We start from the raw sequence: 13,947 nt of genomic DNA on the forward strand, positions 1-13,947 counted from the left end.
GCGGCAGAGATAAAAACTGATCTATTGCTGTATGCTTTTCCGATACTGTAAAGGTGTCATACCTGTATTTTTGAGGAAAGCACGCCGGAAGGTGGAAGTGGAGTTAAATCCGGAACGTTCGGCTATCTCATCTATATTCATGGTATAGGGGTAAATGGTCAGTAGTTGCTTGCCGGCTTTCTCAATGCGCAGGTTGTTGATGTAGTCGTAGAAAGTGATATTCAGCTTGTTGTTGAAATAGGTGGATAGGTAGGTGCGGTTGGTTCCAATGGCATTGGCTACATCGCTGATAGTCAGTTTAGGATTCAGGTAGAGTTGTTGCTCTTCCATTACTTTCAGTAACTCTTCCCGGAAAGCGTAATAAGAACAGTTATCCTGTTCCGTTCCGCTGGTCCCGTTCTCTTCTACAGGCTCTTTAGCCAGGAGGTTGCCTTTCAGATTATTAGGCATAGGGATAGTAATCTGATGGGCTGAATAGTGGATAATAACAAACCACAATATGACAGAAGAAATATAATAAATAGTATCTCCCCAGCCTGTAATATTCATGCTGGTATATACCCATGTTGCCAGGCAGATGGCGAGAATAAATGTGGCTTTCTTCAACCATGCCACATCGATATGTTCTGAATAAGAGTAGTTGTTGCGTATGTATCGTTGGTAGCGTCGGGCAGCGAATGTAACTATGAGTACAATAACGGCACTATAGAGTAGAATGAATCCGAAATAAAAAGGGAAAATGGGGGCATGGAATGTACACAAATAGGCAATTGTAAATACAATATAGGGACTGAAAAGCAAAAAAACTTTCTTCCAGTTAAGCCATCCGGGTGCCGTTAATTCCAGAAGATAGAAGGAACAGGCGGCAACTGCCCATCCGTCAATGAATAGCAGGGAATTGACCAATTGTTCGGTTTTCAGTGAAGGAAAATAGAGTAATATATCCTTGAACTCCAATAATGCCCAGAAAGCAAGGGTGAGTCCCAGTATGCTCTGTATCCGTGAGCGTGGCCTATGTGTGAGCAAGCGGAAACTGACATATCCGAAGAACATGAATGCAGCTCCGTTCATGAAGTATGATATATTGATGCCTCCCATTAAACGTTATAAATAAGTACTATGGTGTATGCTATGTAACAAAGCATCAGTATGCTGCCTTCGATGCGGGTAATGGTACGCTTGGCAAAGAACAATCCGAATAGCCACAGCAAGATGCTCGAACCTACCAGTACCAGCAGATCCATATTTGTGATACCCGTCAGGTGCAACGGTGTGATGGAAGCACTGCATCCTAACACGAAGAAGATGTTGAACAGGTTACTGCCAATCACGTTTCCAATGGCAATTTCCGGATTCTTCTTTAAGGCAGCAACAATGGAGGTTGCAAGTTCGGGCAGGGATGTGCCGCCTGCTACCAAAGTCAATCCGATGACGGATTCGCTTACTCCCAGACTGCGTGCAATGCCACTGGCACCATCCACAAAGAAACTGCCGCCGGCAATCAGAGCTACCAGTCCACCTATTATATATAGTATGGACCGCCACATGGGAAGTTGTTTGATTTCTTCTTCCGTTTCCCCCTCTTTCTTTTCTTGGAAAGCGATGGCAAAGGTATATCCGAGGAAGATCAAGAAAAAACAGAGCAGGAGTAATCCGTCTGTAATGCTGATTATATTTTCGGAGCTATGATCCAGTAAGACATCATTTGCGCAAATCAGCAATACTATGGAGGACAGGATACAGAGTGGGATTTCCTTGCGCAACGTATTTCCGGAAATAACAATTGGGGCGAAGAGTGCCGTGCAGCCTACGATCATTAGTGTATTGAAGATATTGCTGCCTACAACGTTTCCGATGGCGATGTCCGCGCTGCCTTTCAGAGCCGAAGATACGCTGACTGTCAGTTCGGGAGCGGAAGTCCCGAAAGCTACGATGGTGAGCCCGATAACAATGGAGGGGATGCGGAAACGCTTGGCGACGGATGCGGCTCCGTCTGTCAGTCCGTTGGCCCCTAAAAGGATGAGGAGAAGTCCTCCGATAAGACAAAGAATATCCATGAGAATTCTGTTTTTTGTGCAAATATAATTAATTCCTTTTATGAAAAGTAAAAAACATTCCGTATGTTTGGCACGTTAATCAATTTGTTGTTTTTAAGTAACCTGATTAAAGGCTATTATATGAAGGGAATACGTGCATTATGTCTTTGGCTCTTGCTGTTGCCTGCGGGCGGCGCATCTGCCCAGTTGGTAGAGAAGGTATTAGATGTCTTTAATGACGATACTTTGGGGACTGTTGTCGCCCAAAGGGCAGATACAGACTCGGTTCATCTGCTGAAGATGAAAGAGGACTTGGAGGTTGCAAGGCTGAATGAGGCTAATCTCAGGATGGAGATAGAGCAAATGAGGCTGAAGTATGATGCGGCGGACTCCCTGAAGCTGGCAAAGCAGCGATTGCGCATTGACTCGCTCAGGCGGATGACGCCGGGTGTGCCGGTAGTGGTGGAAGGCGATACGCTGTATTACCTGTTTGCCAAGCGGGGCGGGCATACTCCGCAGCAACGTGCCGAAATGAATGCAGCGGCAATAACGGAACTGGGCAAGCGATTTAATCTGCAACCGGATTCGGTTTACTTAGAGAGTAGTGATATTGTTACCGATCTGATGTATGGTAATAAGGTTCTTTCTTCTTTTACGGATCAGGATGGTCTGTGGGAAGGTTGTTCGCGCGATCAGTTGGCGGTTGCCAAGCGTAAAGTGATCGTAGACAAGCTAAAGGTGATGAAAGACGAGCATAGCCTGTGGCAGCTTGGCAAACGCATTCTCTATTTCATTCTTGTAATCATAGGCCAGTATCTGCTGTTTAAACTCACCACCTGGTTGTTCAATAAGTTGAAAGTGCGTATCCAACGATTGAAAGATACCAAACTGAAACCTATCTCCATTCAGGATTACGAATTGCTGGATACGCAGAAGCAGGTGAATCTGCTTGTCTTCCTGGCAAATCTGTTGCGATATGCGGTGATGCTGCTTCAATTGGTGCTGACGGTGCCATTGCTCTTCTCCATATTCCCTCAGACAAAAGACCTCGCCTACAAGTTGTTCTCGTATATATGGGATCCGATAAAGAGTATCTTCCTGGGTATAGTGGAATATATTCCCAATCTGTTCACTATCTTTGTGATATGGCTTGCCGTGAAGTACCTGGTGAGGCTGGTGCGCTATCTTGCCAGTGAAATTCAATCGGAGCGGTTGAAGATAGGCGGTTTCTATGCCGATTGGGCTATGCCGACGTTTCACATTGTGCGTTTCCTGCTTTATGCGTTTATGATTGCTATGATTTATCCCTATTTGCCGGGTTCCAAGTCGGGTGTTTTTCAGGGGATATCGGTCTTTGTCGGCTTGATTGTTTCGTTGGGTTCGAGTACGGTGATCGGGAATATTATTGCGGGATTAGTAATCACTTATATGCGTCCCTTCAAATTGGGCGACCGCATCAAACTGAATGATACTACGGGCAATGTAATAGAGAAGACTCCGTTAGTGACGCGTATCCGTACGCCGAAGAATGAGGTGGTAACTATCCCGAACTCTTTCATCATGTCTTCGCATACGGTGAATTTCAGTCAGTCGGCACGCGACTATGGACTGATTATTCATTCGGAAGTGAGTGTGGGGTATGATATTCCCTGGCGGAAGACGCATCAACTTCTGGTTGAGGCCGCTCTGAATACACCCGGAGTGGTAGATGATCCGCGTCCGTTTGTATTGGAAACGTCTCTTCAGGATTATTATCCGGTCTATCAGGTGAATGCTTATATAAAGGATGCCAACCAGTTGGCGCAGGTGTATTCCGATTTGCATCAGAATATCCAGGATAGATTTAATGAAGAGGGCATCGAGATTATGTCGCCGCACTACATCGCTACGCGCGACGGTAGTGAGACGACGATACCCAAGGATGATCTGAGGGGGAAGAAATAAACCTTATCCGGTGCAGAGGTGGATTATTTTCCCCGTAGGGATGAAGGTGATAAAGAAAATGAAGTGCATGCCTGAATTATTTCAATCGTTTTTTATTCTCATCATTTTCTAGTATTCTCATTTGTTGAATAGCTATTTGGTTGAGTTTAATTAGCCGTTCACCTTGGGGAATACCTTGATCAATAAATACGGCATTGAGGTTCTCCATGTTCGAGAGGCAAATAAGTTCATTGATGGAAGCGTAGTCACGGATATTTCCTTTTAGTTCGGGATGTTGCTCTCGCCATGTTTTAGCTGTTTGCCCAAACATAGCCACATTAAGCACATCGGCTTCTTCGGCATAAATAATGCTTGCTTGCTTAGCTGTTACTTCTACTGGAATAAGATTCTGTTTGATAGCGTCAGTGTGAATTATCCTTATGGGCATAAGTGCCACCATATCTTCCAGCTTTTGATATTATGCCAATAGCTCCAGTTCGTTCTATCCATGTTTTAACTGATAGAACAAAATTGTTACTACCAGCCATATTTTTAATTGTACCGAATTCGGTACAATTAAAATGTGAGTTGTATAATATTTCCCATTCACCGATATATTCAAGTGTACTTTTTAAGCTAAGCCATCTGAATATTATGTGCTCTTGCATTTGACTACGTGCCATATCGGTTAATTAAATATAATCCTGGTCGTTATTTGTTAGAACTGTAATTTCTGTATTTTGTACTTTTATTTTAGCCATGTAGATTTAAGTTATTTGCATTCAACGTCGAAGTTACCTGTTTATGAGAATAATTTCAGATTTGCTTTTCAGAAATCACGTAAAGCTGACAATAAAGACATCCTTTTTCATGAAAACAGGAATGTCCTCCTCCTGCTTTACCGTGCCAGCACAATCTCCGAATACGGATAAACGCCTGGGAATAACCTCAAGTTCCACTCTTTCTTCAGTATATCGTAAACCCCAATCATTTGATCGCTCCTCCCGGTGGACAGCACATAGAGTTCCTGTGTATTCGCATCTTTCATGTGCGTTGCTATTGAACATGCATAGTCGGGAGAGGTAGCAAAAGGCTCTGCCATACTCATGGTGGTGGTATTCCAAAGGCGGAATTCCGTTCCGCTGTCGGTTACTACGGCATATCCGCCGCTAAGTGTATACTTCATACTTCCTGCATCTTCTACAGGCACCATTATCCAGAAAGGAATCAGGGCGGTGGACTGTAGGGGGGCTAAAGCGTGCATGCTATGCTTTCCAAGGTCTACTACAACAGGAGAAAAGGTGCCGTTGCCGTTGTCTGCTGAAAGCAACAGATTGCTACCCGTTATCACGCCGGTATAACGGGCCAGGGCTTCGGATTTCATGCCGTCGGGCAACTTTATGCTAGGGATTGCAGGATAGTCACTTCGGGTGTTGGCCCAAGAACTGACAACGTGTGTCGACACATGATTCGGGTCGACTTCCTGTATCGCTACTATATTATTATAGCTGGTGCAGAGGGTCACAGTTTGCCCCAGTTCCGCCCACTTCCAGTAGTTCATGGACAGGTCGTAGTTGGCGATGTTCCGGTTTCCTCCCTGCGATTGAATCCCGCAGAGGGTTAAACTTCCGGAGATGTTGACTGCACAAGAGAATTCTTTGCCATCCGTGAATTGTTCCACTCTTGTAATCTTTCCCGTTCCGCGTTCTATGTGTTCGATGGAGTAGGGATAGTCTGTATTGGATTTGGAATTGACAATGCCGTAGAGCTGGAACTCTTCGGGCGATTGTCCGTCTTTCACCGCAATCTTTCCCAGTGACATCATTTCACCAGAGCGGCGCAGGAATACTTCTGTGGTAGAGGCCGGGTAGTGTCCGGGTGCCAGGAGCGTGATACTGGTGGCTGTTTTCTCCGTGATGACGGCCGATACGCCGCGCGCATATCCTTCGTCAAAGAGCGGGTGGTCTACGAGTGGCCAGCGGATATCAAGCATGATGTCATCGTCCGTCTGAAAGCCTTGTGCTTTGATGGTTACTTTGTCGCCGGGAGTGAACTCGATTCCCGGGTCGGGCATCACGATGTCGGTTACGAAAATGGGTTGTTCGTCTTTGTCCTTGTCTTTGTCACATGCTGCAAGTAGCAGGCCCAGCAGCAGGAAGAGATGTATCTTCTTCATAGCGTTTATCTGTTATTGTTGGGACAAAGTTATCACTTTCCATTTGTATTCTTCTAATTTTATTTTCCTTTTTTCTGTTTTCTTTGTGTGCCTTCGCATCGGACTAAGTATTGGGGGAGTACATTGTTTGTTCAATCGGACATCTGTTGGTGTCCGTTAATCTTATTGTTCTGTTGTGAATATTGTTGTCATTCCCCGTTTTATACGGAAAGACAGGACAAACGGCCTGAATAAAAAATCTGGAAACCTTCCCGATACTGATGGAAAAGAATGCAAGGAAATGACTTGACGGATGTTCAAAAAGAAAGATGTAATTCTGATTATTCACTATTCTGTATGTGTTACTTTGATAATCCTATCCAAATTTATATGTAAAGAGACTAAAAGATATCAAAACGTTCTTTTAAAAATGTCGGAGAAAAGCCTGAAAGTAGGAGCTAAAACAGCTTTTAGGAGAAGATTCTCCTCCCTATTTTATAGGAAAACCTCCTTTCATACTACAAGGCTACACCCTTTTGGGCGGATAGCTACACCTTTCGGGGTGGATGGCTACACCCTTTTGGGGAAATGGTGTAGCCTTCTGAGCAACACAATTCTCCATGTAACGTCCCGTTTCCTATGATGGGTGCAGTTTCTCTTAATAGAAACTGTCGTTTCCTACCGTGGGGAAACTGCAAACTATTGTATCAGAGTAGCTTGCAAGTACTGTTAGAAAACTACTAATTATAAGCACCAATCAGATGCAATGCCTAAGTTGTCCGGTGCAGGTAGCAGATAACGGACAAAAAGGTATATAAAGAAGAAAGCTAACACTACAGACATTCTTTTTCATGGAAGAAGGAATCTCTTTTCGGACCGTCTTATTTCTTCCGCGTCACAGCATGCAGCACATTCCCCTTCTTATCAATCATCCGTAGCGTCAACTCTTTCTTATCGGCAGAGACAACGGAGAAGCCCGGTTCCGGGTTGCAGAATACCGTTCCTTCCGTCGGTTTCACTTTGCGGGACAGGGAACCGGAGGAGTTGACAATATAATCAATATCGCTTCCCGGTTTGCGGATGTGCTGGAAGTTATGGATATGCCCGCAGATGTACATATCTACTTTATGCTTGCGTAGTATGGGGTCGAGGCGAGCCTGCATATCTTGGCGTTCGCTGTCGTCCTTCGAGGTTTCGGCATAGATGGGGTGATGTCCGGCGACGATTACCCAGTCCTCTTTGGCGGTAGTCAATACGGAGTCAATCCAGGCGAGTTGTTTCTGCAAGTCCTGCTTGCAGGCATCGGGATAGGTGGCTGAGTCGTTGCGGTATTTGTCCATCATGGGGGCGGTGTCCACCCAGACGATACGGAGGGTGATGCCGTCGTCCTCGAATGCTTTGGTATAGTAACGGGCGGGCATGGTCCATCGGCGGCTGACGTTGGTGTAGTCCATTACGGCTTGCGTGTTGCCGCGGTATTCGTGGTTGCCAAGTACGGGAAACCAGTCTATCATCAGTTCCGGGTGGGAGTAGATGAGTTCGTAGTTGGTCATCCACAGAGGGTCGTTCACGCTGCGCACGCCTTCAAAATGGTGGATGTCTCCGGTGGCGACTACGAATTCGGGACCGACTTCTTCGGCCATGGTGCCCATCAGTTCGGCTATGGGCTTCTGGTCGTAATAACCGTTACGACCGAGGTCGTTGGCGACGTAGAAGTTGAATTTCTTGTCGAAGATGGAATAATCCGTTATCTGTGCGGTTGCCCAGTTGCTGAGGAGGACAACTAAAAGGAGAAAGAATACTTTTTTCATTATTATATTGATTTGATTGTTTATTATTTGTTGGCGGAATTAATTTGCTTCCTTGCTGTGCGGTTATGAATTAATTTCGTCAACAAGTTGTTATTGAATAGTAATTCAAAAGTTGATTTTTACGCCTGCATTTACCTTTATGCCGTAGTGTTCGCTCTGCATCGTCCGTTCCTTCGTTCCCTGATAGTAGCGTAAGGGCTGGTTCAGCAAATTGGTGGCTTCGGCATAGAACGTTGTTTTCAGTTTCTTTCCGAAAGTATAGCTGGCGTTGGCATCCATATAATTCACTACATCGTAATAGCGGTCGTAGAACTTCTCCGCTCCCATCTCGTCGATAAATGCCGATGCATAGTTGTAAGAAAGGCGGAGGCTCACACCGGATTTCTCAAAGAAGAGCGAAGCATTGGCCGTGTGTTCCGGAGAACCCGGCAGGCGCAGACCACTTTCATTCTCACGTCCCTCGAAGTTGAAGTTATCCACGCGGGAGTAAGAGTAAGTGTATGTTCCGTAGAAGCCGATGCACTTCAAGGCTGGAGCTATGAAACTGAAATCGCGTTGATAGGCTACTTCCACACCTAGCAAATCAGCGTTGCCCGAGTTGCGCGGCTGGCTGAACTTGGTATACGTGGTTCCGTTGTAATTGTAGTTACGCATAGTCTGGTCTACGATGAAATCATTGATTTTCTTGTAGAAGATGCCGGCACTGACAAGACCGATGCTCTTGAAGTAATACTCACCGCTCAGGTCGAAGTTATAAGAAATGGTAGGTTTCAAGCCCGGATTACCCAAAGAGATGGAGTTGTCGCTACGCTTAATTGTAATGTTCGGTGCCAGGGCGGCATATTTGGGGCGGGCAATTGTATTGGTGAACGAGGCGCGCACCTTGAAATCATCGTTTACATCATACTTCACAAGAACGGAAGGAAGCACATTCAGGTAACTGTCCGACTCGTAGGCTGTGCGGGTGGTCTTGTCATCGTCCGCATCATACTGGCTACCCGAATATTTCACATGCGTATTCTCCAGACGCAGGCCCAGCATCAAGTCCCACTTCTTACCCAGCTTCTGGTCGAAGCGCAGATAACCTGCCGCAACGGTTTCTTTGGCGTTGAAGTTGGTGGCAAGCTCTTCCTGTACTTGGTTCTTTTCAAACAGACTTGCATTGTTCAAGTCAAGTTCTCCCAGATACTCCTTGCTTATGAAGCTACCGGCTTTATATTGCTTGCCCGGCATGTATCCGTCCCGGTTCTGGTCTACGGCAGCCGCCAGACTGGTTTTATCGAAACCGTCTTCATCCAGTGGGGTGTATTCGTAGAAGTCAATCTCTTTATCTTTAGTCTTATGCACCACCTTAGTTCCGAAGCGCAGATGATTGCCGAACTTTCCTTTCGTGAGTGGTAAACTAAAGTCGAGTTTGAACTTGAAGTCCTTCTCTTGAATATCTTCCTGTTGCTCCGTCACCTCTTTCAGACTGAAATCGTCGTTCAGATACATAGCCGAACCTTCCTGCGGGGTAAGCAACGGCTTGCGCTCATCGCTCAAATCCATTGTGAACTTCTGTTTCTTCAGTTGATAGTCGATGTAGCGTTCGTTGGGACGTTCTTCGCTGGCTTTGGCGTAGTTGACGCTCCACTTCGTGTCCAGTTTGCCGAAGAGGTGCTCGCCGCCGAGGGTGAAGTCCATCGTGCGCTGACGTTCCAGGCGGGCGTTGCGGTTGTCGGGCGTGCCACCTTTGGTCTGTATGCGTACGGCGCCTTTGTTGTTGATGGAACAATATTCGTTGCCGTTATCATCTTCTTCCAGGTTGATACCTTTCACGTTGAGGCGGTAACGGTTTTCCCAGTCGTTGCGGTTGTTGAAGATGCCTTTGAAAGTCAGTTTGTGGTTCTCGTTGATGTCCCAGTCCAGTGCGGTGGAGTAGCTTTGGCGTTCGCGGGTGACGTAGTATTGGCGCACCTGATAGTCGGTGATGCAGAGTTCTCCGGTTTCTACGTCCTTGTCCCATACAAATTCGATGTCATCCGAGCCGGAGGGGGAGTTCTGATAGGAAGCGGAAAGAATGAGTCCCAGTTTGTCGTTGAAGAAGCGGTCGCCATAGGTGAAACCCAGGTTCAGTTGCGCTTTGTCACTAATCCAGTTGTAGCCCGTTCCGGCGGTGGCACTGATGAAGCGTTTATAAGGAGAGTTCTTCGTAATCAGATTGATGGAACCGCCGATGGCGTCGGCATCCATATCCGGGGTGACTACCTTGTTCACTTCGATGGTCTGTATCATATCTGCCGGGATAAGGTCCAGTTGCACGTTGCGCGTATCACCTTCGGCAGAAGGGACGCGGTTGCCATTGATAGTGACGGAACTCATGTCAGCGGAGGTGCCGCGTACTTGTCCGAAGCGGGCTTCACCTTGGTCGTACTGTACGTTGATACCCGAAATGCGTTTCAGTGCATCGCCTATGTTGGAGTCGGGGAACTTGCCTACCTGGTCGGCAGATACTACATTCTTGATGCCGAGGCTGTTCTTCTGCGAATTGACGGCGCAGCGTTGTCCCTGGAAAGCACCACCTACCACTACTTCCTGTAGTTCCACTCCTTCGTTCATCACTACGTCTTTCTCTAAAGTGCGTCCTTCGGGAATGGTTATTTTCAGCTCTACGGGCGAGTAACCCACATAACTTACTTTTACGGTATACGTCCCCGGTTCCAGATTGGGGAAAGTGTAGAAGCCGTTGACGTCGCTCGTCACTCCGGCGTGCAGTTTCTCGATGTAAATGGAGGCACCCGGAAGGGTTTGTTTCGTGGCATCTATGATGCGGCCGCGTACGGTGCCCTGTTTCACTACGTTTACTTTCTCGTCGGCTTTTGCCGTGCTACCGACTGTTGCAAATAAGAATAAGAGCGTGAATACTTTAACAATGTGTTTCATACCTGTTGTCATTCGTTGATTAATTTGCCGCAAAAGTAGAGACATAGCGTTTCATACGTTTTGCGGCAAATTTAAGAATCGGTAACAAATATGATACATTCCGGTTACAATCGATAATGGAAATAATCCACATCTACGAAACCGGTCTCTCCCTTATCATTAAAACAATAAATGCCTATGCGGTCACCCCGGTAATTTCCCCATACCAATTGATAAGGTTCGCCAAACGGCAGGAAGTTATCCCCGTCCAGACTATAATAATAGTGGGATTTACCATCTAACCCCCACTGCGTCCTAAGCCATACATATTGCGACCGGATGGGGATTCCTCTCGTTATGTTATCGTTTTTTCTATATTCCAGATAACAGGTACTATCTTCTTTTACTACACCAATAGCCGAATGTTGTGAAGAGAAGTGGCAAAGCCCGTTCTTTTGTCCATCTTTCATATTGGAAATATCCATCTTTATCACGACATCATTATCCAGCTTTCTGAAAGTCCTCTGCGTAAGTGTATTGCCGGCTTTCAGCAGTTTATCGGCCTCTAAGGGGCGGTAAGCTTTCAGGCGTAACCAGCCCGGACGTTCGGTGAGTGAAAAGTATTCCTTTCTTGGCTGATAGTTCCATTGCCATTGCGGGGCAAGCCGTTCATTGTCGAAGTCATCACTACGCTTGATAGATAGTTTCTCAGTATATTTGAAAGGCATCTTTCCCCCCCATTTCATTGCACCGATATTCTGGGGAAGTACTTCACCCGGTATGGGCCAGCCATCTATCCACGTAACGGGTAGGAGACTGACAATTCGCCCGCTCCAGTCCCCTGTTCCATGATGGGTAAGAAAATACCAGTTATTGTCCTTTCCCAGGATAATACCTCCCTGATTCGGTTCCATAGCTTCACAACCGGGCAGTGCCAACTGTTTTTCTTCTTTATAGGGTCCTGTCAACTTCCTGGAACGCTTTGCCATGACGTAACGGCCCACTCCCGGCTTATGCTCACTGAAAATCAGATAATACCAACCGTTCACCTTAATCAATTTACTGGCTTCCCTGCCACTGCCCGAATGGATGAGTACCGCAGATTTCCGGTCAATACTTTTCCCATCTTCAGTCATCTTAAAGAGATAGGTCTTATATCCGTCGGCAAAATGGGTGCCGACAAAGTAGGCTTTTCCGTTGTCGTCCCACATTGCAGTACAGTCGTCCCAGCCTGCTTCGGTAAGAAGCGGTGTCAGTGGTTCCCACGGACCTTCGGGATGAGCAGCGGAGGTCATGAAATACCCTTCATCGGGTGTACCGAAGAATAGATAGAACCGTTGGTTGTGATACCTCAATGTTCCTGCCCATACCCCTTTGCCATAGCGGTTCATACGATCCCAATTCAATTCTGGTCCAATCTGAGTCAAATCATTGATGATGTTTCCGCAAAGTTCCCAGTTGACGAGGTCTTTGGAATGTAGTAGCGTCATTCCCGGAGAGAACTGGAAGGTGGAGGATATGGCATAATAGTCGTCACCCACACGAATGCAGTCGATATCGCTATAGTCTGACGGAATGATGGGGTTCAGGTAGGTACCGTCTTCCTGGTCACCCCAGTTTTTCCAGTTCCCCCATTCAGCTTGTTGCTGCCCCATCAGGCAGCCGCTAAAATATACGCAAAAGATGAGTGCTAATAGGTGTTTCATACTAACTTCTTATTAGTAAATATTCCATTCCCAAATTCCTTTTACGCCCTCTGATATCTTTATCCTGAGATACCGGTATTTCTTGCCTGGTGCATCCGTATGCGGCGATTGTATTCTTATATCTTCATGTCCTCCACAAGCTTCCCATACCTTTCCATCACTCGAACCTTCAAGCAGATAGGCATGTCCGGCTGTGGGACGCACAAAGTAGACTTCACTGCGGCGCACCTTCCTGGCTGTTCCCAAATCTGCAACAATCCAGCTTTCATTATCCCTATCAGCCGCCATCCATCGCGAGCCATTGGCCCCGTCTGCTGCAAAAGCGGGAACAAAATATTCTGTACGGCGGCACAAAGTATCCTTCATCGGTTTGATGTGTAAAGGCTCTGCTGTGCTGGACGCATAAATGGTGTCTATCTTTATCTTCTTCTCCTGCTTTACCTTCCGCAAGGCACCCACTCCATCCAGAGTAAGTTCGACAGGCCTGATTGTGCCGTCTTCATTAAACTCCAATCGGTTTACATAAGTTTGCCGGTTTGTACTACGCCGTCCAAACTCCAGATAGGCGAAATAATAATCATCCGTTCCTTCCGGACTGAATACACAACCATGTCCCGGGCCGAAGACCCCCTTCTTATAATCAGTCGTGGAAATGATATCCTGCTTGGGAAATTCAAACGGCCCCATTGGAGAAACTTTGCTCATCACATAGGCGTACTGATACTTTTCGTCTCCTCCAATGGTGTATAAATAATAGTATATTCCTTTTCTTTTAAAGAAAATGGGTCCTTCGGAATATTCTTTGCGGGGAGTGGAGATCATTTGAATGTCTGAATCCACCGTTATCATGTCTTTATTAAGTTTAGCCACATGCCTGCGTCCCCAGAACACATAAGCCTGACCGTCGTCATCAATAAACACCTCGGCATCAATGCCTCCGGGATCTTCTGTTTGTAATAAGGTGGAAGTCGTGAAAGGTTTATGAAACTCATCTTTTCCATGGGCCAGCCTGAAAGGACCATCCGGGCTATCCGCTACCGCAGGATACATATATCCGTTTATTGTCGGATAAATATAGTATTTGCCATTGGCAGCGACAGCCTTACTGGGTGCCCAGTACTTTTCTTTCGCGGCAGAAGGGAAATAAGTACCGTCAAAGCTCCAATGAACAAAGTCCTTTGATTTCCATACCACAGGCGGTCCCGAAGTTTCCAATCCCCGGCCATATCCGTCAGTGGTAGCGTAACAATAGAACGTTCCGTTTATTTCCTGAATGCTTGCATCTGCAATCATGTCAGGTATCAAGGCGTTACCGAAAGGATTGTCTGCTCCTGTCTGCGCTGTTATTGGCTCTGAAATCAGAATCCCTAACATTAAACTGGTAAAAAGACTTTTCTTCATAATATTATAATCGT

8 protein-coding genes and 1 pseudogene are annotated in these 13,947 nt (G+C 46.3%); 1 reads left to right on the forward strand and 8 read right to left on the reverse strand.

The genetic code is table 11. From position 1 onward, the window contains the following. Positions 1 to 21: 21 nt before the first annotated feature. Complete coding sequence (locus VYM24_RS06485; protein ID WP_291550423.1) at positions 22 to 1,071, reverse strand: helix-turn-helix domain-containing protein; 1,050 nt, start codon at positions 1,069 to 1,071, stop codon at positions 22 to 24. A 26-nt stretch (positions 1,072 to 1,097) separates the two neighbouring features. Beyond that, positions 1,098 to 2,057 (reverse strand): calcium/sodium antiporter, encoded by a 960-nt coding sequence (locus VYM24_RS06490; RefSeq protein WP_330941793.1) that lies wholly within the window; start codon positions 2,055 to 2,057, stop codon positions 1,098 to 1,100. A 120-nt stretch (positions 2,058 to 2,177) separates the two neighbouring features. Here VYM24_RS06490 and VYM24_RS06495 point away from each other — a divergent pair, with 120 nt between their 5' ends. After that, complete coding sequence (locus VYM24_RS06495; RefSeq protein WP_291550470.1) at positions 2,178 to 3,980, forward strand: mechanosensitive ion channel family protein; 1,803 nt, start codon at positions 2,178 to 2,180, stop codon at positions 3,978 to 3,980. A 76-nt stretch (positions 3,981 to 4,056) separates the two neighbouring features. Here VYM24_RS06495 and VYM24_RS06500 read toward each other — a convergent pair. The 6 genes and pseudogenes from VYM24_RS06500 to VYM24_RS06525 all read right to left on the reverse strand — a co-directional run bounded on the left by VYM24_RS06500 (position 4,057) and on the right by VYM24_RS06525 (position 13,933). Then, positions 4,057 to 4,720, reverse strand: a pseudogene (locus tag VYM24_RS06500) (KilA-N domain-containing protein). A 137-nt stretch (positions 4,721 to 4,857) separates the two neighbouring features. Continuing rightward, complete coding sequence (locus tag VYM24_RS06505) at positions 4,858 to 6,135, reverse strand: WD40-like domain containing protein (protein ID WP_291550421.1); 1,278 nt, start codon at positions 6,133 to 6,135, stop codon at positions 4,858 to 4,860. An 860-nt stretch (positions 6,136 to 6,995) separates the two neighbouring features. Beyond that, entirely contained in the window at positions 6,996 to 7,925 is a 930-nt protein-coding gene (locus tag VYM24_RS06510; RefSeq protein ID WP_330941794.1) for a metallophosphoesterase, read from the reverse strand. Between the two features lie 105 nt (positions 7,926 to 8,030). Continuing rightward, positions 8,031 to 10,847 carry a TonB-dependent receptor gene (locus VYM24_RS06515; protein ID WP_330941795.1) on the reverse strand — a complete coding sequence of 939 codons (2,817 nt, stop codon included), beginning with the start codon at positions 10,845 to 10,847 and terminating at the stop codon, positions 8,031 to 8,033. Between the two features lie 104 nt (positions 10,848 to 10,951). Continuing rightward, positions 10,952 to 12,532, reverse strand: a complete 1,581-nt coding sequence (locus VYM24_RS06520; RefSeq protein WP_330941796.1) for a glycoside hydrolase family 43 protein — start codon at positions 12,530 to 12,532, stop codon at positions 10,952 to 10,954. A gap of 12 nt (positions 12,533 to 12,544) precedes the next feature. Continuing rightward, entirely contained in the window at positions 12,545 to 13,933 is a 1,389-nt protein-coding gene (locus VYM24_RS06525) for a family 43 glycosylhydrolase (RefSeq protein ID WP_330941797.1), read from the reverse strand. Positions 13,934 to 13,947: the final 14 nt, after the last annotated feature.

The organism is Bacteroides sp. MSB163 (assembly GCF_036416795.1).
Lineage (GTDB): Bacteria > Bacteroidota > Bacteroidia > Bacteroidales > Bacteroidaceae > Bacteroides > Bacteroides maternus.